The 23,879-nt window shown below is 51.4% G+C and carries 25 protein-coding genes; 13 read left to right on the top strand and 12 right to left on the bottom strand.

The genetic code is table 11. From position 1 onward, the window contains the following. Nucleotides 1–21: 21 nt before the first annotated feature. The 4 genes from C7B82_RS31675 to C7B82_RS26800 all read right to left on the bottom strand — a co-directional run bounded on the left by C7B82_RS31675 (nucleotide 22) and on the right by C7B82_RS26800 (nucleotide 5,398). Nucleotides 22–162, bottom strand: a complete 141-nt coding sequence (locus tag C7B82_RS31675) for an oligoendopeptidase F family protein (RefSeq protein WP_146141276.1) — start codon at nucleotides 160–162, stop codon at nucleotides 22–24. Nucleotides 163–239: 77 nt separating this feature from the next. Next, the gene (locus C7B82_RS26790; RefSeq protein WP_245940110.1) at nucleotides 240–497 is read right to left on the bottom strand and encodes a hypothetical protein; all 258 of its coding nucleotides are present in this window, start codon (nucleotides 495–497) and stop codon (nucleotides 240–242) included. A 153-nt stretch (nucleotides 498–650) separates the two neighbouring features. Beyond that, entirely contained in the window at nucleotides 651–3,836 is a 3,186-nt protein-coding gene (locus C7B82_RS26795) for an nSTAND1 domain-containing NTPase (RefSeq protein ID WP_106259865.1), read from the bottom strand. Continuing rightward, complete coding sequence (locus C7B82_RS26800) at nucleotides 3,833–5,398, bottom strand: DUF4062 domain-containing protein (protein WP_106259867.1); 1,566 nt, start codon at nucleotides 5,396–5,398, stop codon at nucleotides 3,833–3,835. Before C7B82_RS26800 ends, C7B82_RS26795 begins: the two co-directional genes overlap by 4 nt. 202 nt (nucleotides 5,399–5,600) lie before the next feature. Between C7B82_RS26800 and C7B82_RS26805 the strand changes: the two genes are divergently transcribed. From C7B82_RS26805 to nrdJ, 5 genes are all read left to right on the top strand, one after another. Beyond that, nucleotides 5,601–5,786, top strand: coding sequence for a hypothetical protein (locus tag C7B82_RS26805; RefSeq protein WP_146141277.1), 186 nt, complete (start codon nucleotides 5,601–5,603; stop codon nucleotides 5,784–5,786). Nucleotides 5,787–5,826: 40 nt separating this feature from the next. After that, nucleotides 5,827–6,057 carry a hypothetical protein gene (locus tag C7B82_RS31680; protein ID WP_146141278.1) on the top strand — a complete coding sequence of 77 codons (231 nt, stop codon included), beginning with the start codon at nucleotides 5,827–5,829 and terminating at the stop codon, nucleotides 6,055–6,057. A 13-nt stretch (nucleotides 6,058–6,070) separates the two neighbouring features. Next, nucleotides 6,071–6,472: a hypothetical protein gene (locus C7B82_RS26810; RefSeq protein WP_106259871.1), complete on the top strand. Its 402-nt coding sequence runs from the start codon at nucleotides 6,071–6,073 to the stop codon at nucleotides 6,470–6,472. A 201-nt stretch (nucleotides 6,473–6,673) separates the two neighbouring features. Beyond that, the gene (locus tag C7B82_RS26815) at nucleotides 6,674–7,642 is read left to right on the top strand and encodes a hypothetical protein (protein WP_146141279.1); all 969 of its coding nucleotides are present in this window, start codon (nucleotides 6,674–6,676) and stop codon (nucleotides 7,640–7,642) included. Nucleotides 7,643–7,860: 218 nt separating this feature from the next. Beyond that, nucleotides 7,861–10,146, top strand: a complete 2,286-nt coding sequence (nrdJ, locus tag C7B82_RS26820; protein ID WP_106259874.1) for a ribonucleoside-triphosphate reductase, adenosylcobalamin-dependent — start codon at nucleotides 7,861–7,863, stop codon at nucleotides 10,144–10,146. Nucleotides 10,147–10,194: 48 nt separating this feature from the next. On the opposite strand, the gene C7B82_RS26825 is transcribed toward nrdJ, so the two are convergent. Then, entirely contained in the window at nucleotides 10,195–10,965 is a 771-nt protein-coding gene (locus C7B82_RS26825) for a C39 family peptidase (protein ID WP_106259875.1), read from the bottom strand. A gap of 516 nt (nucleotides 10,966–11,481) precedes the next feature. On the opposite strand from C7B82_RS26825, the gene C7B82_RS26830 reads away from it, so the two are divergent. From C7B82_RS26830 to C7B82_RS26850, 5 genes are all read left to right on the top strand, one after another. Beyond that, nucleotides 11,482–11,697 (top strand): ssl0294 family protein, encoded by a 216-nt coding sequence (locus C7B82_RS26830; protein ID WP_106259877.1) that lies wholly within the window; start codon nucleotides 11,482–11,484, stop codon nucleotides 11,695–11,697. 143 nt (nucleotides 11,698–11,840) lie between these two features. Then, nucleotides 11,841–12,107, top strand: coding sequence for an RNA recognition motif domain-containing protein (locus tag C7B82_RS26835; RefSeq protein ID WP_106259879.1), 267 nt, complete (start codon nucleotides 11,841–11,843; stop codon nucleotides 12,105–12,107). Nucleotides 12,108–12,275: 168 nt separating this feature from the next. Next, nucleotides 12,276–13,499 carry a (E)-4-hydroxy-3-methylbut-2-enyl-diphosphate synthase gene (gene ispG, locus C7B82_RS26840; protein WP_106259880.1) on the top strand — a complete coding sequence of 408 codons (1,224 nt, stop codon included), beginning with the start codon at nucleotides 12,276–12,278 and terminating at the stop codon, nucleotides 13,497–13,499. A 297-nt stretch (nucleotides 13,500–13,796) separates the two neighbouring features. Continuing rightward, nucleotides 13,797–13,943, top strand: a complete 147-nt coding sequence (locus C7B82_RS26845; RefSeq protein WP_245940111.1) for a DUF6888 family protein — start codon at nucleotides 13,797–13,799, stop codon at nucleotides 13,941–13,943. Nucleotides 13,944–13,974: 31 nt separating this feature from the next. After that, nucleotides 13,975–14,205: a DUF6887 family protein gene (locus C7B82_RS26850; protein WP_106259882.1), complete on the top strand. Its 231-nt coding sequence runs from the start codon at nucleotides 13,975–13,977 to the stop codon at nucleotides 14,203–14,205. A 76-nt stretch (nucleotides 14,206–14,281) separates the two neighbouring features. On the opposite strand, the gene C7B82_RS26855 is transcribed toward C7B82_RS26850, so the two are convergent. The 5 genes from C7B82_RS26855 to C7B82_RS26875 all read right to left on the bottom strand — a co-directional run bounded on the left by C7B82_RS26855 (nucleotide 14,282) and on the right by C7B82_RS26875 (nucleotide 17,808). Further along, nucleotides 14,282–14,824 carry a GIY-YIG nuclease family protein gene (locus C7B82_RS26855; protein ID WP_106259953.1) on the bottom strand — a complete coding sequence of 181 codons (543 nt, stop codon included), beginning with the start codon at nucleotides 14,822–14,824 and terminating at the stop codon, nucleotides 14,282–14,284. A gap of 82 nt (nucleotides 14,825–14,906) precedes the next feature. Further along, on the bottom strand, nucleotides 14,907–15,236 hold the full coding sequence (locus tag C7B82_RS26860; protein WP_106259954.1) for a hypothetical protein: 330 nt from the start codon (nucleotides 15,234–15,236) through the stop codon (nucleotides 14,907–14,909). A gap of 97 nt (nucleotides 15,237–15,333) precedes the next feature. Beyond that, complete coding sequence (plsY, locus tag C7B82_RS26865) at nucleotides 15,334–16,137, bottom strand: glycerol-3-phosphate 1-O-acyltransferase PlsY (protein WP_339375213.1); 804 nt, start codon at nucleotides 16,135–16,137, stop codon at nucleotides 15,334–15,336. A gap of 2 nt (nucleotides 16,138–16,139) precedes the next feature. Then, on the bottom strand, nucleotides 16,140–17,348 hold the full coding sequence (locus C7B82_RS26870) for a DUF3086 domain-containing protein (protein ID WP_245940112.1): 1,209 nt from the start codon (nucleotides 17,346–17,348) through the stop codon (nucleotides 16,140–16,142). A gap of 76 nt (nucleotides 17,349–17,424) precedes the next feature. Further along, a complete protein-coding gene (locus tag C7B82_RS26875) occupies nucleotides 17,425–17,808 on the bottom strand; it encodes a DUF3119 family protein (RefSeq protein ID WP_219904710.1) in 384 nt (127 codons plus the stop codon). Between the two features lie 832 nt (nucleotides 17,809–18,640). On the opposite strand from C7B82_RS26875, the gene rffA reads away from it, so the two are divergent. Together rffA and C7B82_RS26885 are read left to right on the top strand one after the other, a co-directional pair. After that, on the top strand, nucleotides 18,641–19,879 hold the full coding sequence (gene rffA / locus C7B82_RS26880) for a dTDP-4-amino-4,6-dideoxygalactose transaminase (RefSeq protein WP_245940113.1): 1,239 nt from the start codon (nucleotides 18,641–18,643) through the stop codon (nucleotides 19,877–19,879). Nucleotides 19,880–20,032: 153 nt separating this feature from the next. Next, nucleotides 20,033–21,310 carry a glycosyltransferase family 4 protein gene (locus C7B82_RS26885; protein ID WP_106259885.1) on the top strand — a complete coding sequence of 426 codons (1,278 nt, stop codon included), beginning with the start codon at nucleotides 20,033–20,035 and terminating at the stop codon, nucleotides 21,308–21,310. A gap of 193 nt (nucleotides 21,311–21,503) precedes the next feature. On the opposite strand, the gene msrB is transcribed toward C7B82_RS26885, so the two are convergent. Continuing rightward, complete coding sequence (msrB, locus tag C7B82_RS26890) at nucleotides 21,504–21,911, bottom strand: peptide-methionine (R)-S-oxide reductase MsrB (RefSeq protein WP_106259887.1); 408 nt, start codon at nucleotides 21,909–21,911, stop codon at nucleotides 21,504–21,506. Nucleotides 21,912–22,486: 575 nt separating this feature from the next. Further along, nucleotides 22,487–22,612 (bottom strand): hypothetical protein, encoded by a 126-nt coding sequence (locus C7B82_RS34445; protein WP_281259052.1) that lies wholly within the window; start codon nucleotides 22,610–22,612, stop codon nucleotides 22,487–22,489. 554 nt (nucleotides 22,613–23,166) lie between these two features. Between C7B82_RS34445 and C7B82_RS26895 the strand changes: the two genes are divergently transcribed. After that, nucleotides 23,167–23,865, top strand: a complete 699-nt coding sequence (locus tag C7B82_RS26895) for a class I SAM-dependent methyltransferase (protein ID WP_181357708.1) — start codon at nucleotides 23,167–23,169, stop codon at nucleotides 23,863–23,865. Nucleotides 23,866–23,879 lie beyond the last annotated feature (14 nt).

The following is a 23,879-nucleotide window of genomic DNA, read 5'->3' on the forward strand; positions in this document are numbered from 1 at the left end:
AAGGTGCATTGCTCACTCTACTCATGATTCAGCGATAATGCGGGCGTTGATCACGGTAAAGATACGATCGGGTTCCGTCATACCTGCCAATTCGGCTTCTTTCTGCGCAGTCAGGGTATGAGCTTTTAGTTGATCGCGTAGGATCTCTAAACCGAATCGCATTACGAATAGTGATAGTTACAGCGTTGCCCATTGGTTAAAATCCTCAAAGGCAGATGCTTCAAAGCTAATCCGCCGACTCATTCAAGTCCCTCAAGGCTGACCGTAATGAGGTTAGTGCCATTTTCAGCGTTTTCTATTGCTTCAAGTAAGCGCCTTTGATTTGCCTCAGAGCGAGAGAGATAAGCCGTTTCATCAATATCGTAGACAATAATCTCAATTTCTTTGTCTTGAAAAAGAGTCTTAAGTGATTCTAGAAAATGGTGATCCAGGTCTTTGGCATTGAGGCGATATGAGGTTTGCATCGTCGTCGAACCGCCAGTCGTAATGTTGTCCATTATAAATGGCAGAGCTTAGGGTTTAAATTGCTTCGATCGATCGGCTTAAACCTCCGAGGTTTGAACCACGAATCAAGCGTGACCAATCGATCGGCTTAAACCTCGGAGGTTTTGGTCAATTCCCTCAACTCAAAACCAAAACTCTCCCCCACCTTATTGACCTTCCAAGCTTTTCAACTCTGTTGGTGTAAAAGGATTTTTGCCAGCGCGTAAGGCATCAATCCAGCGTTGCCGTTGCTGCTTTCGCTCCTGGTTTTCAGTGCCAGCGATAAACGCCTGAAAGTCTTCAATTGCACCCTGGGTATTGCCACTGAGCGCTCTGGCAAGCCCACGGCTGTCTCGAAACTCTATATTTTTAGGCGCGAGCTTAACGGCGGTTTCACAAGCTGACAGCACAGCTTTAGCATTGCCCTGTAGGCTGCCAAACCAGCAGAGACTGTTCCAGTTTTGGGCAGAAACGGAATCGATAGAGCGAGGATCGAGTGTTTGCGCCTGGGTATAGGAATCCATCGCGGCTTTGATGTCGCGCTTGCCGACGAACTCATTGCCTTGAGCCAGAAGCGCGAGCGCTTTGAACTGCTGCTCTTTGGCGTCTAGCTGAACACCCAATTTGGGATTCCATTTGAGAGCAGTGCGGAGCATGGTCATTGCCTTGTCTACATTGCCTAAGCTTGCCTGCTGCTCTGCGGTTTTAACCCATGCTTGGGACGCAGTGATGAGATTGGCAGTAGTTTGGCACACTGGAAGCGTCGCTAGCTCTTCAGGATGGCTGCTCAAGTAAGCATCAAGCCAGCTACAGCCCCTTGCCATCAAATCATCCAGGTTCAGATTCCACAGCTTCACCGTGTTGTCATCACTGCCCGTCGCCAGGGTTTTGCCGTCCGGGCTGAAACTCACGCTCAAGACACTGCTGCTGTGCCCTTTGAGCGTTTGCAACTCCCGCCCCGCCTGCACGTCCCACAGCTTCACCGTGTTGTCCGCACTGCCCGTCGCCAGGGTTTTGCCGTCCGGGCTGAAACTCACGCTCCAGACACTGCTGCTGTGCCCTTTGAGCGTTTGCAACTCCCGCCCCGCCTGCACGTCCCACAGCTTCACCGTGTTGTCCGCACTGCCCGTCGCCAGGGTTTTGCCGTCCGGGCTGAAACTCACGCTCCAGACACTGCTGCTGTGCCCTTTGAGCGTTTGCAACTCCCGCCCCGCCTGCACGTCCCACAGCTTCACCGTGTTGTCCGCACTGCCCGTCGCCAGGGTTTTGCCGTCCGGGCTGAAACTCACGCTCCAGACACTGCTACTGTGCCCTTTCAGGGTTTGCACCTCGCGGCCCGCCTGCACGTCCCACAGCTTCACCGTGTTGTCCACACTGCCCGTCGCCAGGGTTTTGCCGTCCGGGCTGAAACTCACGCTATAGACACTGCTGCTGTGCCCTTTGAGCGTTTGCAACTCCCGCCCCGCCTGCACGTCCCACAGCTTCACCGTGTTGTCATCACTGCCCGTCGCCAGGGTTTTGCCGTCCGGGCTGAAACTCACGCTCAAGACACTGCTGCTGTGCCCTTCCAGACGATCGTGCTCTTGAACCCCATAGACGACCTGACGGAGCGTGGCAATGGCTCGCATGCGCGTATCGGGCTTTAGCATCTTGCCCTTCTCAAGCTGCTGGACTTGCTGCCCCGTTTTAATCGCGGCGATGAGGGATTCAAGCTCCAGATTGGATGCCAGCAAGTTTTGGGCGGTGACACTTTGAAAGTTAACATCCGCATTCGTTTTCTCATTATCTGCTTCTTGCTGCTTCTGGAACGCAAACACGGCTGCGCCCACTGCCAGCAGCGACAACAGCCCCAGCCCCGCCAAAAACAGCCGCAGTCGCTTGAGTTCTCGCTTGCGATTCGCCTCCTTTTCCGCCGCTTCCTCGTCGCGTGCCGTGACGCTGGCATCCAAAAACTGCATCGTCTGGTCAAAGTTGGGGGCGTAGCGTTCTGCCCAGGCGGCATTGGGCTGTTGCTCCTGTCGCCAGGTAAGGGCGATCGTCAACTCCGGGTCGCGCAACAGTCCGGCTCGCTGCTGCTGGTAGAGCACGGCTGTATCTGCCAGCCGTCGATAGATCTGGGCAGACTGGCTCTCTGCCTCCACCCAGCCATCCAGCCGTTGCCACACGCGCATCAGGCTTTCGTGGGAAATATCCAGCATGGAGTCAGCTTGCAGGGGGGTGGGCAACGGTGGGGTCAAAAACGTGCCGCTCCGTGTCCGAAAGGCTTCGACGATGGCGATGATGTCTGCGTCGGATGCATCCGCGATCGCACCCGCATCCCGCAACCGCGTCGGTCGTCGAATGCCGCGCCCATCGGCTCCCTTCTCCGTCAGGCACTGAAACAGCCATGTGGCACGCTGCCGCGCCTGATCGTCTGGTAACCCGTCGTACAGCTCATCCCCATGCTGCGACAGTGCCCGCTCCATGCCGCCGATCGTTTCGTAGTCCGGCACATCGATCGGTTCATTCCCCTCATGGTGTGCCGTCCAGTAGTCCCACGTTCGCATCAGCGCGTGCTGTAAAATGGGCAACTGATCCGGGTTATCGCCCACATCGTTGAGCAGGCGACTCACCAGACGCGGGGTAATCGTCGCCCCCCCGACCGCCACCGGAGCCTCGATCGCCTGTCGCTGCTGGTCGCGCGTCATGCGGGGAATGAGATACTGGCTATCGTTCATCGTTTCGGGCAGATCGCGGAACTGGGCGCACTCACCCAAAAAGTCCGATCGCATCGTCAGCACCACATAGATGGGGAGTGCCGTCTGTTGCGTTGCCTCCAGCAGCAGCTTCACAAACGCCGCTGCCTCATCCCCCGCATCCTCGCTGGACGACTGTTGCTTAAACCGAAACAATTCCTCAAACTGATCCACCACTACCAGCAAATTTTCATCGTCTGGCAACCGCGACTGCTGCACCGCTTCTACCAACCCCAGCGCGCCCCGTCGCAGCACCGTCTCCGTGATAATCGTTTGCAGGCGCTGGTCTTCCCCATCAGAACCGAACACATCTGTATGGTTCAAGGCCTCTGCCAGGTTCGCGATCGGTGCGTTCCCTGGTCGCAGCAGCGCCACTCGCCAGTTTGACCCCACGCCTGCCATAAAGCCGCTGTAGAGTGCAGGCAGCAGTCCCGCTCGTACCAGCGACGACTTGCCGCTACCCGATGTGCCCACCACTGCCAGAAAGCGGCGCGATCGCAGCCGTCGCAACAGTTCATCCGTTTGCCCTTCGCGCCCAAAGAACAGGTGGTCTTCCTCAGCTTCAAAGGGTCGCAGCCCTGGAAAGGGATTGGTGCGGGTCTGGGTGCCAATCGTCATCGGTGCTGTCCTCCCTGTGCCTGAGCGATCTGATCCACAAACGGTGCCAGTGCCGCTGGCGTAAAGGCATCAAAATTCTTGAGGACGATCGCCTCATGGCTTAGCAGCATTTGTTTCTTCGGCGTTTCCGGTGCTGCCACGTAAATCGCCTTTGCCAGCATAGGCTTGGTACGTCCGTAGCCCGCCACCTTTTGTAAATCCCGCAGTTTGGTACGTAGCCACAGGTCATTGCCGCTGCCGTAGTAGATTAACACCGCATCACACTCGCAGAGAGTGTCTTGATGCTCCTGCCGCACCGCAGCTTCATCGCCTTCAAACGCGGGTAACATTGGCTCCCAACCGCGATCGAAGAAGATGTGATTGTAGACAGGCACAACGCTCTCCAGGTCTTTTTGGTCGCAGATGAGGTAGACTCGCACCGTTGCGTCGTCGCTGGAGCCGTTGTCCAGTCGCGGCGTCGGCGCGGTGAGCCGATCCTGGATGACGGTTTTAAGCGCCTCAATGCCCGTTTGCAGCCAGTCCGGGTCGTTCTGGAGCGATCGAATCAATTCCTGCTGACGGGCATCCTGCGTTTGTAACCCCACAGGCATCCAGACCAACCGTGAGAACTCTGCACGTTCCCGACGCTGGGCGACTGCCAGATCATGCTGTAGCGCAATCAGCGATCGCTCCGCATCCTCTGGAATCATGCCGTAGCGCGACCCAACCAGATGAATGGAGAGCTTGCACCGCGCCAGGTTCTCCGTCACCACCCGCTCAAAGTCAGGATAATAGGTGGGCAACGTTTGGTCGGGCAACACCAGATGTCCCCGCTGCTGCAGCTCTCGCTTAATCTTGTCGCGATCGTCCTGCAAATCGTAGCTCGTTTCTGCCAGGTAGACGGCAATACCGCTAGATCCAGCGATCGTGGCGGTCTTACCATTGCTCGCGCTGGCTGGCTCTGTTAACGCGGTCTGAGCACCATTTCCTTGAGTGGTGACCTCCGGAGGGGTTACCACCTCCACTCGCGAGAGCGCTTCCAAAAGCTGACAGATGTCGTATGCCAGGTCAGACAGTTTAGCCCAGTACCGCTGCTCTGCCTCAGACCCAAAGATGCGATTAAACATCAGCGGATTCTCGTTGCGATCGCGCTGATAAAACTCATAGCCCAGCAGACCTTGTACTTCCTCTGGCTGCCGTTCCAGGGGTACGGGCGTTTTGATCACCTTAAAAATTCGGGCTTTGTCGGCAACCCGCACGCCACCTGTCTGACTGGCAGCCGTGTGAAACCCCTTCAGTTCGCGTACACACCACTCCGACTTGATGTAGCGAGGCGAGAAGATCGACACCAGTAACGCCACTTTCGAGAACTGATCCACGATCGTGTCGGCAAAGTAATCATTGCCTTGCAGTTTCGGATCACGCCAGATACGGGGACGATCGCCCAGCAGTTGGGCTAGCAGTTTCTCTAATGATTGATGAAAGTCCGAAATCCAGCCCTCTTGCCCCTCCGTTAAGGGTTCATTGTCAATGTGGGCATAGCTGATGAAAATGTCGTTCTCGAAAGCGGTTTCAACTGTCATGCGTTTATCCAGACGTGTGCCTTTCAGCACCCTGCCAGCCACCGTAAACCCGCACTCACCTGCAAGGGGTTTCGTGTAAGTGTCTTAGTCTGCTTTATTCTACAGCCGAAGTGCTTGAGAAAGACACGGGGGCGTGGCAAATGCCCTCTCAGACCTCGGAGGTTTTGGAAACCTCCGAGGTCTAACCCCCCGCACAGTTTCAGTGGCGACATCGGCACCAACGTTGGTGACTTCGACTCAAGCGGTCCTTACCACCAGTCAAGCCGTCCTCACCGCCACTCAAGCCGTGGTCACTTCAGCACCAACGTTGGTGACTTACGCTCAAACGGTGGTCACTTCCACTCAAGCGTTGGTTACTTACGATGAAGCTGTCGTTACTTACGGTTAAGCTGTGGTGACTTACGGTGAAGCGTTCGTGAAGTACGATCGTGCGCTTTGAGAGAAACCGGGTTTCTGAATGCCCTCTGAACGCTGCAACGGCAGATGCTCGTCAAGAAACCCGGTTTCTGCAACGTCTGCATCAGGCCTATCCGTATCGTACTGCCGTGCCATTAGCGGGCGATCGCCCAACCCTTCTTAGAAACCACACACAACCTTGCGGGGTTCGCGGCTCTCAAAGCCATGACCCATCAGCCATGCTGGTCTTATCTACTCTCTAGCAGGCTTACCTCTATGTCCCGCAAAAAACGTACCTCCCGCATGCTCGAAAACGCTGAACTCCGCTCTGCCGGATTGAAAGCCGTTGACCCTAAGATGGATTTTGGCGATGTTCGCACCTTAGCCAATCTCACCGCCCAGATGTCACAACTCCGCGCCAAACTAGACGCGTATAATACCGCTCTCGCCATCATCGATTCATCCAAAACTGAAATTGATGCATTAGAGAAGACCCTCGGCGACCTGGCAGACCAGATGTTGATTGGCGTCGCCTTCAAGTACGGCAAAAACAGCCGCGAGTACGAAATGGCAGGGGGTGTCCGCAAGAGTGAGCGCATTCGCCGGAGTACCGTGAGCCGCCTCAAAGCAAGCGCAGACGAGCCAGCCAGCAGCAGCGCGAGTGGACAAGCCGTTTAGTCTCCCAACGAGAGGGCGATCTTAGCAGGCTGCGATCGCCCTTTCAGTTAAAGTCTCCTCTCAGAACGGGGCAAACGCCGCAAAAAGTCGCGCCATTCTGCGAACTTCGTGCTACAACACCACTAAGTCACAACTCTACCTATGGTGTAGACTGTGATGTCTAGATGCTACATCTAGCCAAGCCCACCCCGTTCCAAAGAAGTGAGCGCTGAAATTATGGTTCAAGAGCTTGAACAGTTTTATTTGTCAACTCCTGAAGCAATCCCAGTATTTTTTAGAACTTATACTTGTTCGGGAGACAGGGTAATAAGTAAAGAGCTATGTAGCCTTCTGAACGAAAAAGTTTGTAGCACTTTAGGTGACAAGCTCTATTTGCTCAGAAAGTACGCCCCTGAGCTATCGAAGATTGATCCTTTCACTGAGAAGATTACAAACTCTCTGGAGCATTACGCAAATGGAATAATCTTTGAGCGTTTAGAATATGGCAGCCTACGGGTAAACAGTGCTGATCGTACCCTGAGCCTAAGCTTGGAAATTGTCGTAAAAATGGCTGAAGCAGTCCCTAAGCGTTTCTCTTCAGATAGACCTCAGCAATGGTTGCGTATGGCGTGCCTAGTATTCCTACTTCATGAAGTTTCTCACATTGCTCAGAAACTTGCGGAGTACGAAGATGTCCAGCGAATGAAAGAGGTTGACGTAAGAATCGGTAGGGAGCGGATTGGAGAACTAGATTTAAGAAGTGATTATTTAGTAGTTCACACGCTTAGCTTATTTCTGATGTTCCACGATGAAAGAGCTTACAACCATCGAAAATATATCAGATGGTTTTATGAACTCTGGTGTGGAGTGTGCAGAGCAATGCTTGATGTCTTCCCTAACGATGGTCGTGAAGATAAGCAGCAGCGCATATTTGGCTACTTACTTATGTCCAAGTTGATTCGCGATGCCCATTTAAGCAACTATCCTCTAGAGTTTAATGGAGAGTTGTGGCCTGTTTGGAACCCCTCTTTAGACGGGTTATCGATTTACAGTCAAGGTGAGCCTTTTATTTCTGGCTGTCCAGTAGATTCAGCGCTAATGAAGCAGATTCTAGAGGACATTTCTACAAGCAACTATGGTAGGGCTCTACCGAAAATTGATGAATTGTGGAAGTGCTTACCTCGTCGCTGATTGATACAGACCCGTCTCATCAAAAGAGAAGTCATCAAGATTACTTCTTTTGAGATTGCATAAATCTGGAGTAAGAGTCGTACACTCTTACTCCTTTTTTGCTCTGAGTTTTTAATCTTAGATCTTGACTTGAACTCATTTGTATGGACATAATCCTTATTTTAACGCTACATATAGAGCCTTCTATTTGTATACCACGCTAGCAGGCAGCGCAACCTATGGTTATAGAACTTCAACGCAAACATTTGTCTGAGCAGTTTCCTGAAACCGCTCCCACTGCCAATCCTGTCTTCTACAGAACCTACAGTCGTCGCATTAACAACCGTCGTGAACCATTGGCAGACGTGATCCAGCGGACAACGCAAGGGTTGGTTGAGTTAGGGCGGCTGAGCGTCGAAGAAAAAGCCCTCATTCAACGCATGCAGCAGCAGCTTAAGAGCATGCCCTCAGGGCGCTGGCTGTGGGTCGGCGGCACAGACTGGATCAACAAGCCAGAAAATTTTTCGGGAGCCTACAACTGCACCAGCACCAACGTCATTGATTGGCAGGCGTTTGGGCTCATGATGGATCTCGCCATGATGGGCTGTGGTACTGGTGCGATTCTCGAACCACGCTACAGCAATCAACTACCCGCCATTCGTAACCATCTACTCGTCAATTTAGAGGGCGAAATCGGCACGACACCCGCTGAGCAACGGCACGATCGCACGCAAGTCACCATTGACGGCAATCAGGTACACATTCTCGTAGGCGATAGCCGCCAGGGATGGGTGCAGTCCTACAAAACCTTGCTGGAACTTTCGACCGACGATCGCTTTACAGGCGATGTTGCCGTAACCGTCAACGTGAGCGATGTCCGCGCTGAAGGGGAAGTGCTGAAAGGCTTTGGCGGCATGGCAAACCCCATTCGGCTACCAGGATTGTACGAACGGTGTGCGGCACTATTGAACAAGGCGATCGGTCGTCAACTTACCTCTGTTGAATGCTGTTTGTTGATTGATGAAGCCGCTGCCACAGTGGTTGCAGGCAATATTCGGCGATCGGCGGGCATGCGTCAAGGCGTGAGCAACGATGCCGCGTTTGCCGTCGCTAAAGATAATCTGTGGCAGCAAGACGAGGCTGGCAACTGGCGTATTGACCCAGAACGCGATGCGCTGCGGATGGCAAACCATACGCGCGTGTATCACCACAAGCCAACCGAGCAAGAATGTACCGATGCGGTGCGCAAGCAGTTTTACTCTGGTGAAGGAGCGATTCAGTATGCACCCGAAGCGATCGCCCGCTCCAACCGTGATCTGTTGACCACACCAGAACTCAAAACGGCCTTCCTGGCTGCTTACAATCAAGGCACAGCCAGAGAATGGCTGCTCCAACAGCAACCCCAAATGCCTGCGGCGGAGCTAGAACATCGTCTGGGTCGTTATGGGTTGAATCCCTGCGGCGAGATTTTGGGTGCTGACTTCCACTGCAACCTGGCAGAAGTGCATCTGAATCAGCTTGATCCAAACAATCTCGACGAACAGGCGGACGCTTTCAAGGCAGCCGCACTTTCTGTCGCAGCGCTCCTGAATCATCGTTTTGCGGAACCGCGCTATCAGAAATCGCGTGATCTCGATCCGATCGTGGGTGTCTCCTTCACAGGCTTATTTGATTTCTTCGTCCATGCGTTTGGCGTCGAGTGGTTGCGCTGGTGGGAAGCAGGTAGACCCGATACAGTGACAGGTCTGGCGTTCAAGCAAAAAGAGCAGGCATTCTTGTCGCGCTGGCGGGAAACCGTGAACCAGGCGGTATGGGAATACTGCGATCGCCATCACCTCAAGCGTCCCAACCGCTGCACCACCGTTCAACCTGCCGGGACTAAATCCTTACTCACAGGAGCCAGCCCCGGTTGGCATCCGCCCAAAGCCCAGCGGTTCATTCGTCGCATCACCTTCCGCAAAAATGATCCAGTCGCCCTGGCGTGCTTGGATTACGGCTACAGCATTGTGCCGTCACAGTCCGATAAGGATGAGACGGGCAATCTACTGAACGATCCGTTTGATCCTCGCTGTACGGAATGGCTGGTTGAGATCCCCGTTGAGGTTTCATGGGCAAACCTGCCCGGTGCCGACACGATCGCGATCGAAAAGTTCTCGGCTCTGGCGCAGTTCGATTTCTACATGCAGGTGCAAACCTACTACACCGCGCACAATACCAGCGCTACGATCGAACTCACCGAAGCCGAAATTGAACCGCTGGCACAGCGCATTTACCAGACGATCGCCAACGAGGAAGGCTACATTAGCGCGGCTCTGTTAGCTCGCTTTGATGCGCCCTTCCCCCGCCTACCGTTTGAGAAGATTGATAAGGAAACCTTCGATCGTCTCCAGCAAGCGGTCGCCACCAAACAGCAAACCAGCGACTTTTACGCCGCGCTCAGCCGTTACGACTCTGGCTTTAGTCTGGCTGAAGGACCCGCTGGCTGCGATAGCGACAAGTGCATGTTGCCGGAAGGGAAAGGCTAAAGGCTAAAGGATGAAGGCTAAAACGTTTTATCCTTTAGCCTTCATCCCTTAGCCTTTGGAAATAAAGTGCACCCAAAACTGATTGTCGCCACAGCAGAGGTCATAAACCAGTCTGTACGAGTAGGTCAGCCCCACACCACTGGCATAAATGTCGTATTGACTATCGCCAGGACCGTTGTAGGTTAATTCGCCGTAGGGATCATTCACAATGAACCCGTTTTCGTTGTAGCCAACGAAGACGACAATATGCCCAGAGGCTGTGAAATAGCCGTGGACAACGACTGGATTGCCCTGGATGAGCCACTCTTTCACATTCTCAAAGCTTGCAGTCGTTTTGAACGTGTCTTTACAGCCGTAGACTTCCACGACTTTTGCCAGTACATCGGGTACATGGCGATCGAGCCCATTGGCCGCGCAGTAATCCTGGAGTTCATCCGGGAAGCGCTGTTCAGGATGTTTGCGCGATGCTCCTAGATACGCCAGGCACATCGCGATCGAGGTCACATTACAGGTACCGTAGGGATTTTCAGAGTTATCTAGCTGATCATAATAGGGCACCGAGAGTTTGACGGCTTTCGGAAAGACAACGTTGTTGTCCTCTAAAATGGCACCGTGCCGCTGATAGATATACCAGGTATTTTTTCCTTGAAAGCTCTGATCTGACAGCGCTACCTTAATGTGATCACTCGCTGCTCCGTAGGACTGAACGTTAAGCAGCGTGCCAGCCTGCACCGTCTGCAATTGATCAGCGGCTAACTTTCCCGCTTGGATGGGCTGTTGCTTAAGTACCGTATCGCAAAGGACTTTAAGTTGAGTCATAAGACAATGCCGTTTTACTAAATGGACTCTATGGATTCAGGGCTGATGCAGTAACTGGGGTGTTCACGAATCGGTGCCAGGAGAGCGTCCAGGTTGTGACCAGAAACGCGCTTGCTTTCAACCCTGCGTCAGGCTTATGAAGGTGAGGCGATCGAGGCTACTAATATGACCAGGGTTCTCACCTCAGTCCGCGGAACATCAACGAACAGGTGACTGCTGACTGCTTCGTAGCTTGCTAGCGTGGTGTTGCCATCGTATGTCAAGTTTGCCCAACCAATGAGGCTGCTTCGCTTTGACACATCTAGCCTCATGACCAGCGCTCCATCATTACCAACGCGCTACAATCACCAAAGAGTCGGCGTTTAGCTCGCGCTAGAAACTGAGCCGTACAGCAATCGTTGATTGTTAGCTAAACAATGTCTTCAACCCGTTGATCACTGATTCCTGACCACTGTTAACGGATAGTTTCTCACCGCTCACTAACCAACCAAACCCATAACCCAAAGGAGTCCACTCGTGTTTCTTGATGAACTAACCCCTGTCTGGAAAGAGCTTTCGCAGCAGCCTGTTGCGTTTCTAGGTGGCTTCTTATCAGGGCTGTTTCGCCTCAATCTTTCAGAAGACCCCGTCAAAAGCTGGCTGGATCAACAGTCAGGTAGCACGACGTCTGGCTCAACGACTGGATCGAATAATGGCAACAGCGGTGCTCCCAAGTCGATTTCGATCGACTAAATAAATTAAATGAATAAAACCGTGATGCTTGATACCAACGACGTCTAACAAGTATCAGGCTTTTCAGAATGAGGTGTGGCTGGTGTGCTATCACCGGATTTAGGGTTTGATACGAACCCTTCGTCCCATCTGATCAAGCTCCTATGACTATTTACGTTGGCAATTTGTCTTACCAGGCAACTCCAGAAGACCTATCGGAAGTCTTTACTGAGTACGGTGCAGTGAAGCGTGTCTCTCTGCCGACCGATCGCGAAACGGGTCGGATGCGTGGGTTTGCCTTTGTGGAACTCGCTGAAGACGCTCAAGAAGATGCGGCGATCGTGGCATTAGACGGTGCCGAATGGATGGGTCGTCAGTTAAAGGTGAATAAGGCAAAACCGCGAGAAGACGCTCGTAGCGCTGCACGATAGCGGCAGTCACGAGCATCAGCGGTCAAAGATTGAGAGTTCACTGCGGTAGCAACGCTAGCGCACCAAAGATTTTCTCGCGTTTTAACCGTCAAACTTAACCTATCTATGGCAATCTGTAAGAACAGAGACAACTGATACTGTCTTACTGCCAAGCTTTACCCATAGCGTATGCAAACTCTGCCCAGCCCACCAACCGCCACAACGCCTCTCGCTGCACCTACCGATACTGCTATCCAGCGTCGCAAAACGCGATCGGTGCCTGTGGGCAGCATCACGATCGGCGGAAGCTATCCCGTTGCCGTGCAGTCCATGATCAACGAAGATACGTTGGACATTGATGGCTCGGTGGCTGCCATTCGCCGTCTGCACGAAATCGGTTGCGAAATCGTGCGTGTGACCGTCCCCAGCATGGCGCACTCTAAGGCAATGGAAGAAATCCAACAGCGGTTGCGTGCCACCTATCAACCCGTACCGCTGGTTGCAGATGTGCATCACAACGGGTTGAAGATTGCGCTAGAGGCGGCTAAGCACGTCGATAACGTGCGGATCAATCCAGGCTTATATGTGTTTGAAAAGCCGAAGAGCGATCGTACTGAATATACCCAAACCGAATTTGACGAAATTGGCGAGAAGATTCGCGAGACTCTAGCACCACTCGTCATTTCTCTGCGCGATCAAAACAAATCGATGCGAATTGGCGTGAATCACGGGTCTCTGGCAGAACGGATGCTGTTTACCTACGGTGACACGCCCGAAGGCATGGTGGAGTCAGCGCTGGAGTTCATCCGCATCTGCGAATCGCTCGATTATTACCATTTAGAACTCTCGCTCAAAGCCTCCAGAGTACCCGTCATGTTGGCTGCCAATCGTCTTATGGTGCAGCGCATGAACGAGCTGGGCATGGCATACCCGCTCCATCTCGGTGTGACCGAAGCAGGCGATGGCGAATACGGTCGCATCAAATCCACCGCTGGCATCGGGACGCTCTTGGCAGAAGGCATCGGCGACACCATCCGCGTCTCTCTCACCGAAGCACCCGAAAAAGAAATTCCCGTCTGCTACGGCATTCTGCAAGCCTTGGGGCTACGCCGCACGATGGTCGAGTATGTCGCCTGCCCGTCCTGCGGACGCACGCTCTTTAATCTCGAAGAAGTGCTGCACAAAGTTCGAGACGCGACCAATCACCTGACTGGCTTGAACATTGCGGTAATGGGCTGCATCGTCAACGGACCTGGCGAGATGGCAGACGCAGACTACGGCTATGTGGGCAAGCAAGCAGGCTGGATTTCCCTCTATCGGGGACGCGATGAAATTAAGAAAGTCCCTGAGGCTCAAGGCGTTGAGGAGTTGATTAGTTTGATCAAGTCGGACGGCTGTTGGATCGAGCCGTAAGAAAGGAAACAGTAGAAATAAGTAGGACTTACGCAAAGATCCCCGACTTCTATCGCACGGGAAGCTGGGCAGCGCTAATTTTTCGCCAGAAGTCGGGGATCTGAAGACTTCATGCGTAAGTCCTAATAAGCATACGAGTACTGAGTTTTGCTGTCATCTGTTTAGCTCAACCCAGGTTGCATTTGCAAAAAAAAAATCACATGTCATTGTTACAAGCAACAAGTGATGGCATACAAGAGTGATGGCATACAAGTCCAGCAGTTAATACGCTAAGGTTGTTTCTACAGGAGTGTTCACTTGCCAACACGCGAGCAAGCTGAAGCAGCCATTTTTGTCTGTCAACTGTTTTCTAACCTGTTTCAGCCAATCAACGTTTTTCGATACGACCAAAAGGCGAAGACGATCTATGTTCAAGGTGGAAGCGCGGACGAATTGCGATCGTAATTTTTGAGGATGGGAACTGGGAGTTCGTTCTATGACTCAAGACTTAAATCAACTGACCAACGCTGAACTGAAGCGCTATCTTTCAGAGCATCGGAACAATGATGATGCGTTTCATGATGCGCTGCAAGTTTTAATGAGCCGTCGCGATCCAAATGCTCCGAGGTATCCCTATCCATACGATATGGTTGATCCCGAACGCGAGGTTGAGGCAATTTTCAGGGCGAGAATCCGCCAGATTGAGCAGGATCAGTCAGCCGATTGATAATAGTAGGCAGCTGACTTTGGGGTTAGGGCAACAATCGTGTCTAGCAAGTCTCTCAGACCTATTGACCGTTGCGTTACTTCAGATCTAACAGCCCTGCTTCTTTGAGTTTAGGGTTAAAGCGAATTTCCACCTGAACGTCGCGAGACTTCAATACTTCCAGTATTTGTGCTTCAACTCGTCGGGCGAGTTGTTTCAGCACTTTCATTTGGCTCAGTTCATCGATCGCCCCAGCATAGCTTGCCTGTTCCTCTGGCGTCATTTGCGCTTTTGCATCGATCGCTTGTGTCCATCGACTTTCATCAGCACCGTTTCCGACTGGCACCGAACCATTCTCGCTCATCCAGGCTGTGCGAATTTCCTCCAGGATTGTGCGACTGGGGCGATCGATCGTCTGTACCTTCAGCCCATAACACCGCTCTGGCTGACGGACTAAGTGCTGCTTCAGGCTCAAATAAACATCCCGTGAGTAGCCAATATACTGCAACGTTTGCTGTTGATCAAAAATGGCATACACGCCGACTTTGCCCTGAAATTGTTCTGGCAGTTGACCACGATCGTCAATATAGGCAAGGTGCTCCAAACCAGAGAGCACAGGTGTATCAATTTGAGAAGACATTTTATAAAGAATGAAGGGTAAGGGATACAAGGATAAAAGGTTGATTTAGTCTTTAGCATTCAGCCTTGATCCTTTCTTTGAACTACGCCTCGTTTGTGTTTCGATAAATCGCACAAAGCCGACTGGGCTTGAAGATTTTAGCTTTGAACATAAAGTTGGGCGGCACGTTAATAATGACATAATCAACGGCGTTCTGAAATTTCTCGAACTCGGTTGGCATCCCCTTTGGGGTGGCTGCACTGTAGGGAACAGGTTGAAACAACAGCTCGGTAAATTCAACTGCTGGATAGCTTGCCTGTTGAGCTACTTGTTGAAGAAAGGCGTCGCTTTTAAGCAACTCAAACAACGCTGCTTTAGCGTCTGGGTCAAGCGTAAAACTGCCGTCGAAATGATCGATAATCTTGAGCGCCATGACACTACCCATTTAGAGAAGCACTAAGTATTCAGATCCTACTGTTTTACGGGGCATTGTAGGGACGTTACACGTAACGTCCCTACAATGCCGCCTTCTATTCTCCAGTCTCTGACAGTGATGAAGCGGTTGCATTTGGCACAGGTTGCCCTAAGCGTGGTTCGCTTCCGGCGAGCAACCGCTGAATGTTGGCACGGTGGCGCAAGATGACGTAGAGTCCGCCTAAAAGACCAAACAAGAGGTAAGGCAGGGGCTGATGGGTAAACATCATAAAGCCGGAGACTGCAATCGCACCCGCGATCGAGCTCAACGACACAATTCTAGAAATTGCCAGTACGAGAGCGAAGACTGCCAGCGTCCCAGCCCCAACCATCCAGTTCATCGCTAACAGCACGCCCAGACTGGTCGCCACCGATTTGCCGCCAGTGAAGCCAAGAAAAATCGATTTACTGTGCCCCAGCAACGCTGCCATACCAACTAACGTCACCATCCACGGTAGCCACACTGCTACGTCTAGCGTTGGCAAGGGGAGAGACTGAGCTTCGGCAACGGTATAGCACCAGCGAACCGCCGCGATCGCCACAGCACCCTTCAAAATATCGACCAGCAGCACTACCAGCGCTGGCGCTTTACCCACTGTCCGCAACACATTTGTCGCTCCAGTTGAGCCAGACCCGTGCTCTCGAATGTCAATCCCTTTCAGCAACCGTCCCGCCCAGTAACCAGGCGGCATTGAGCCTAATAAATACGCGCTTACTAGCAGCAGTCCATTCAAGGCAAGCCAGAGTACCATTGCTTGATTTCCTTCGTACGTCATGGCATCGCTCGTCGCAAGCGATGGGCCGCGATCGCTGTACCCTTTCTTGAATGCCCAAAGGGCTTTACGACCAGCACCTAACAACTTTAATACGAATAGGTCTGCGCTTGAGGATTTGGTGCAAATGCCAGCCAGAGCGAAAATTGTAGCAGCGATAAACTAATATCCTCTTCCGTTTCGTCAATGATGATGAGCGGCATGAGCCCATCTTTCATCAGTCGATCGGCCTTCTGTGCCAGCGCGAACGGGTCTTCAAACAAACCAACACCTCGCTCTGGGCCAAACTCACTCCGCGTAATGCCAAGGCAGTCTTGCAGACCACGCCGCCATTCGCCTAGCCGCTCTGGTGACTGGGCAAGGACAAGAGCCCGTAAGCGATCGCCATACAGCGTATGCAAAATCGAAATCGCCGCCGAGGCAATCAGAATATTCTGCAAGCGGCTACCCATTGTGCGCACGGCACCGCGTCCACCCTGGGTAAAAAACCAATTCGAGACGCGCTCAGCATGAACGGGTTCAAACGTGCGCCGAAGCTGCCACGCCGACCCATAATAGTCTGGCCGATTGCGGTACTGATCCAACAAATTACGGATTTTTTTCGTTTGCTCTTGAAAGCTCTGCTCAGCAAACTGAGGAGTGGTCGCCGCTTTGGATACTCGTTCTTCCTTCACAGCTGATCGCTCAGGACTTTGTGTCATTGGCGCTCCAGGCTGCGGTAGTTCCAATTGCTCCGCGGCCAACGCTAAATCCTGTAGGCTGCCGACTAAGTAGTCCTTGAAGCTCTGCACTCGAATCGCCAAATCCTGCGACACGCCCGCAAACGTCGTTCGCATCTCATTACGAATTCGTTCTTGACGGCGCTCTAGCTGCTCCACGCTAATTTGCAGTGACTGCTTCCGTTGTTCTAGCTCTTTCAGACCTTCTTGCACGAGCCGCCCCATTGCTGCCTGAGCCGCTGCCGTTTCTTCCTGTAAACGAGCTTGCGATGCTTGCAACGTGGCAATCTCTCGCCTTAGCGCCTGTTCTCGACGTTGGAGATCGACAACCCGCTGCCCAACCTCAGTGCTCGTCGAGGTTCCCACAGCCGAGATCGATGGCAGCACTTGCTCGGCTTCAACCCGCTCCACTAACGTCAGTCTTTCCTCTTCCATTAGTGTCTGCGCAGAGGCTTCTTGTATCCCTAACGGTTCGCCACTGGGGCGATCGCTCACCTCTTCCTGTTCACGCGTGTCAGCGATCGATTCAGACTGACGCGTATCCGCCGTCGATGGCATTGGCAATTCGTCTGAGTTCATAATCAATGCAAATTGAAGATAGGGGTTATTAGTGGTAAAGCTCTGGAGCCTAACATCTACCAACTAACAACGGCGCTTAGGTAATACGGGGGCAATGAGCCTCCAAGCAAGTCTGCAGCATTTTAGGATCAAAGAGAATCGGTAAAAAGTGGATGCTGTTGACTTCTTTGAAATAAAAGAGAACCGGTACAGGCAACCAAAAGATTCGCCAATTCTGCCAATCTTGATAAGGAAAACGCCGGATCAGCGTCTGTCCGCGCTCAATATCAAGTACTGCCTCAGTGAAGCAAAGGCGCAAGGTCGCTGCCTGAAACAGCAGAAACAGCCCAAATAGCGCCATTACCAGACTGACCCAAACTTGCACGAATAGCAAGGGGGCTGCCAAAACCACCAGCGCGATCGGCAGTTTATAACTTGGCGACAGTACGATTGTTTGGGTTGAAGCGGGCGTTGTTGTCACAGACTTCACTCCTATAGATTCAGACTGACCGAAGCGCGTCTCTTTATTCTATGCTGAGCTGCTCAATGCTGACCCCTGAGTTACCAGTGAGGCACAACTCCAGCATTGATCACTCTGTCATCAACATTAGGGCTATGAGGAAAACCATAAGTTTTTAGCAGCTTCTTCACCGCTCTCATCAAGCCCTATTGACAGGCTGAAATACCTCTGTTAGCAGACTTTGGCGACATCGATTCACTTAATAAAGCTGTAATTGTCGTACATCAATTCAGTTTGAAGCTGCACATTGCACGATTGACAGCATGCCTTTCCGTAAAGACTTTGAGCAATCGTGAAGCTCTATATGCTTCACATAAAACTGATATTGCAGTGCGTTCTTAGAGTAATGGAGACCTGATCAATAAAGTTTGAGTAAAATTACTGTTGGTTTTGCTCTAAGCAATTGTAATATTCCAAAACTGCGAGTAGCCTAAATATTACGTGAGCCTGATCAAGATACACGAATCGCAGTCAGCTCTCAAAAACACAAGAGGGAAGTGGTACTAACGAAGGCCAAATCGCTAACTACGTGCATGTCGCTAGCTTGGACTGGTTGTGAATTTCACTATAGAAATCAATCTTGAAAGCAGCATCTAAATTTGGGTTTTAGAGAGTTACTATTCCGTCTTTAATCATTCAGTGACATGATGGCTTCATGTATGAAACGCACGTTCTTCAACAGTTAGTGCCCGAAAAAATTACTGCTCAGTCTGGATGGGCTGGGCCTAGTTGGTTCTAATTCGGCTCACACGGACGCTATAGATTGTTGTACATCCATCTTTTGGAGGTTATTGTGAAAGCTATTGATTTTACAGCAGATGTTAATGTTAATGAGGGTATAAACAGCTCTTATCCTCTAGATAATCCTAGCGTTGATATCGCGATTGGAAATAGTACAAATAACATTCCTTTTAACAAGCTCTACACAACGAATCAAGAGTTGGAATACATTTCTCAGGCGATCGCGAATGGTCAAATTGCTGGCGATGAAGCGTTTACCAAAAAGTGTCAGCAGTGGCTGAAGCAAGCGCTTGGCAGCCAAAAAGTCTTGCTGACTCATTCGTGTACAGCTGCTCTAGAGATGGCGGTCATTCTGGCTGGCATTCAGCCTGGGGATGAGGTGATCATGCCATCTTATACGTTTGTATCAACGGCGAATGCTGTTGTTTTGCGCGGTGGCATTCCAGTTTTCGTTGATATTCGACCAGATACGCTCAATATAGACGAAACACTGGTAGAAGCCGCGATTACGTCTAAGACAAAAGCGATTATGCCTGTACACTACGCAGGCATGAGTTGCGAGATGGACACTATCAAAGCACTGGCGGCAAAACATGGCCTTGCACTCATTGAAGACGCAGCGCAAGGCTTCGGTTCTACTTATAAAGGTCAGCCTGTCGGTAGCTTGGGTCAGATGGCCGCTTTTAGCTTTCATGCCACCAAAAATATTGTGTCTGGTGAAGGTGGGGCGCTTGCAATCAACGATCCGGCGCTGATTGAACGAGCAGAGATTGTTTGGGAAAAAGGCACAAACCGCAGCCAGTTTTTCCGTGGCACGGTAGACAAATACACCTGGGTTGATGTGGGATCATCCTACCTGCCAAGTGACTTACTGGCAGCCTTTCTTTGGGCTCAGTTGGGCTATGCCGATGAGATCAAACAGCGGCGTCTAAGAATCTGGCATCGCTACAACAAAGCGTTTGCTGAACTGGAGTTACAGCGTAGGGCGCAACGTCCAACGGTACCTTCCGAGTGCCAGCACAATGCTCACATCTATTACCTGTTAGTGAATGATATTGAAACTCGAACACGAGTCTTATCGGTGCTGAAACAGCATGGGGTTCAAGCCACTTTCCACTATGTCCCGCTCCATAGTGCACCGGCAGGGCGTAAGTATGCTCGAGCGCATGGTGAACTCAGCGTCACGGAAGATATTTGCGATCGCATTGTGAGACTGCCACTGAGTGCCGCGCTGACCACTGAAGAGGTCGATCGTGTCATCGGTCTGGTCTTGCAAACATTAGCAGCCTAAGCTATGAGCGTGGCTTCTGTTCGTCTTGATTAATTGTTCTAAACAGTTGGGTGCAACCAAATTAATGCTGGTTTCGTGGGTAGAAGCAGTTCCTACCCCATCTACCCCTCTTTGACGATTAATAATGACTACCTAGGGATAGGAATAGAAGCCATGCGCGTAATTATCACTGCTGCAAATGTTTCACAGCGGATGAGCGGCGAGACGGTCTTACCGTTGTATTACTTCAACCGTTTACGAGCACGTGGGGTAGAGGTTTGGGTTGTCACTCATGCCCGTTGCCGTGAGGAACTTCGGAGCATCTTCCCCAATGACGACGATTTTCAAAAGTTTCAATTTGTCGAAGATACGCGCTCACAAATTTTGATTGATCGACTGAGCAACCTCTTTCCTTATCGTATTCAGGACTTGATCTTTGGCCAAATCATTCATTTCCTGGCGCAGCGTTCTGCAAGAGCGATTGTGCAGCAACTAGTGAAGGAACATGATGCTGACTTGGTCTTTGAACCCACTCCTATTACGCCGAAAGGGCTCAGCTACATGTATGGGCTAGGCGTGCCGGTCGTCATTGGACCCATGTGTGGGGGGTTGGAGTTCCCACCTGCCTTTCGCTACATGGATTCACCGTTTACCCGCTTTTCCATTCATGCTGGTCGTGCGTTGGCTCAAATTGGTCATGTGCTGGTACCGGGTAAGTTGCAGGCAAGTGCGTTGATTGTCGGCAACGATTTTACGGCAGCAGCCTTGCCGAAAAGCCATCGTGGCAGGGTTTATAGAGTGGAAGAAAGCGGCGTTGATTTATCGCTTTGTCAACCGGTCACACAAGTCGAACTGACGCCTGATCAACCCGTGCGCTTTGTTTTCTTTGCCCGTTTTGTGGACTGGAAAGGCGTGCAGTTTTTAGTGGAGGCTTTTAAGCAGGTTGCACCCAAAACAAAGGCTGTGCTGGAGTTGATCGGGAATGGAATGCTATTTGAAGCAACTAAAGCACAAGTCGTAGCGCTTGGACTGCAAGATAAAGTCAATTTCCACGGGCGGTTAACGCTGGAGGATAGCATTAAATTGATTGCTGGCTGCCAGGTGTATGTGGTTCCGTCTTTGCGAGAGTGTGGTGGTAACGCCATTTTGGAAGTAATGGCGATGGGGTTACCGTTGATTGCTACAAACTGGGCTGGTCCGGGGCTATTCGTCAACGATTCCTGCGGTATTTTAGTTGAACCCAGTTCACGACAGGGCTTTATTGATGGCTTAGCCGAGGCAATGTTGCGGTTGGCTGAATTGCCTGAGCTAAGGCGCAAGTTGGGTCATGGCAGTACGAAACGAGTGACAGAAAGCTATTTTGATTGGGATTCTAAAGTCGATCGGATGATTGAGATCTTTGAAGAGACGATCGCTCAACACCAACTTGAGGTTATACCGAAGATGGCTTAACATGTGGCGCAATCTGCTGTGTTGTTTTAAAGGGGTAGTACCACTTGTGGCATGAACGATTGCAAGCAAGTTGCTACAACCCCCTTAGGGAAAACATTACAACGCAGAGAGCGCACATGATAAGGCGGTGGTGCTTACAAGTTTTGACTGTGGCAGAGACAGCAGTCACGGTTAGGTAAACGCTCTCATGGACTTAACCTGGAATAAATTTCAGTGCTACACCGTTCATGCAATAGCGCTGACCAGTCGGCTTGGGGCCATCCTCAAACACATGCCCTAAGTGCCCACCACAGCGGCGGCAGTGGGTTTCAACACGGGTCATAAACAGCGATCGATCGGTTGTTGTTTCAATCGAGCCCTCGATCGGCTTAAAGAAGCTGGGCCAGCCGGTACCGCTGTCAAACTTAGTATCGGATGAAAATAAGGGTAAGCCGCAACCGGCACAGGCATACGTCCCATGGCTGTACTCTTTATCTAACGAACTAGTGCGAGGGCGTTCTGTACCATGCTGACGCAGCACTTGAAACTGTTCTGGTGTTAGGGCGCTACGCCACTCGTCCTCACTTTTTTTAATTTCAAATTCATGATCTGCGGTTGTCATGCTCGCGTTCTCCCAAGGAAGTAGTGTGATAGACCGGCTGTACTGACTATGACAGCACTGGTTTCTAAAAGCGTTCTTCTACCCATTCTAGGTAGATCATCGTTTCCGTGGTGGCCTGGATGAACAAAGGCGGCTTTTGTCTCCATACTTTAAAGTCTAACTCAACGACTGGGCCGCATGATTGGAGGAACCAAGTCATTGAGCGCGCTTTGCTCTATGTCAGGAACCGGACGTTAGGTACCGGATGTTAGCGATCGCCAAAGAGCAGACTACAAGCCTGAGCGCCAATCTTCACCAGGGCTTCAAGAAAGCTGACGATATTAAAGATTTTGATAAATTTCATCGCTATGGGCGTTGTTCTAGACGAATCAGAGTGATAGTTAACCCGGGATTCCGTAAATATGACTATCACACAGACTGCGTGCAACTGTGTATGGGACAGACTTTGACCACGCGAGACTGTTATAGGTTCAGCTTTACGTACATCCTTTGTCTGCCACGGGCTTACTTGGTCTTCATGCCATTCCCTATATACCGTGAGATTGCTTATGACCACTACTTTCAGAGGCGTATCTTTATACGGCTTCGCCGATCACATTAGCACCCGTATGCTTCGCCCTCTCAAACGGCATGTGGGTCGTTTGCTCGATCTTGTCTTGACCGAGTATTGCTTTAGGCTCCAGCGGCAGCCGATTCGACAAGTTCTAGAGTCCACCCGAAAGTTACCTCAAAACCTTCATCTTGAAGGCACAAACATCTGCAACGCCAAGTGTGTTTTCTGCGCCTATCCTTAAATGGAATGGGTAGTGTACACCCCGTCATCGGCTAGGCTGTGGTTTAAAACTCATAATCGCTTGGTTGCTGAAAGCTGCTGCCCCCTCAATCCCCCTTTCTTGTCGCTTGCTTCCCGTAGGGTATGCCCGATCGGGCTATAGGCTGTGGGACTTTGAAGATGGTTTTGAAGCCTTCAGAATTGGGGGTTTGGGGCTTCCGAGGGTTTTAAAACACGCCCTAGTGTCGGCGGGTGATGATGAATCTCACCCATTTTTTTATTAGTGCATGTTCAGAAAAGCTCTTTTGCAAGCTCCTTTTTAACCTCATCCTCCAACTCCTTCTCCCAATGCTGAGAGAAGGGCGTCAGAGTGTCTTGAAGTCCCTCTCCCAAATCTGGGAGAGGGATTAGGGAGACGGCAGAGGGTTAGCCATGCAAAATGGGTTTGTTGAGATTATATTAGGCTGCTCGAGAGAATTATCTATGAATCAGCTCCAAAGTATTGCGAAAGCCGTTTTACCCTCCCAGGTGCAGAAGGTTCTTTTGGCACCGCATCGTGATTTTGTTTTCGATCGCGCTATGAAACGCTTTCTGAGCAATCCTGACGCGTGCAAACAGCCTAGAAATCCCGTACTCATTGACTTGATTTATGGTTGGGGCAACAAGGGTTGGAGTGCTCTAGATGAATATCTGGCTGCTTGCATCGAACATGCGCTGACATCAAACGGCCCGATTTTAGAATGTGGTTCTGGATTGTCCACCCTTTTGCTCGGCGCGATCGCGCAAAAGCAAGGTCGAAGCCATTGGGCACTGGAACACACGCCGGAGTGGGCAACAAGAGTCCAACACTACTTAAATCGCTATCAGTTAGATGCTGTTGTTCTGTGTTCAACACCTCTCAAGGATTATGGTGATTTCTGTTGGTATGAAGCGCCTTTGGCATCGATGCCTGACAGTTTTTCGTTAGTGATCTGTGATGGCCCTCCTGGGGCTACCAAGGGAGGACGCTATGGGCTTGTTCCAATCATGAGCGATCGGCTGAAGTCTGGTTGCGTCATACTCCTTGATGATGCTGAACGAGAACAAGAGCGCACGATCGCAGCCCGTTGGCAGGCTGAACTGGGTGCTTCCTTTGAAACTCTTGGTCCCAACAAGCCCTTTATCGAGATGACGCTACATTGAGATGCTGATTCGGC

It is taken from the genome of Stenomitos frigidus ULC18 (assembly GCF_003003795.1).
Classification (GTDB): domain Bacteria; phylum Cyanobacteriota; class Cyanobacteriia; order Leptolyngbyales; family Leptolyngbyaceae; genus Stenomitos; species Stenomitos frigidus_A.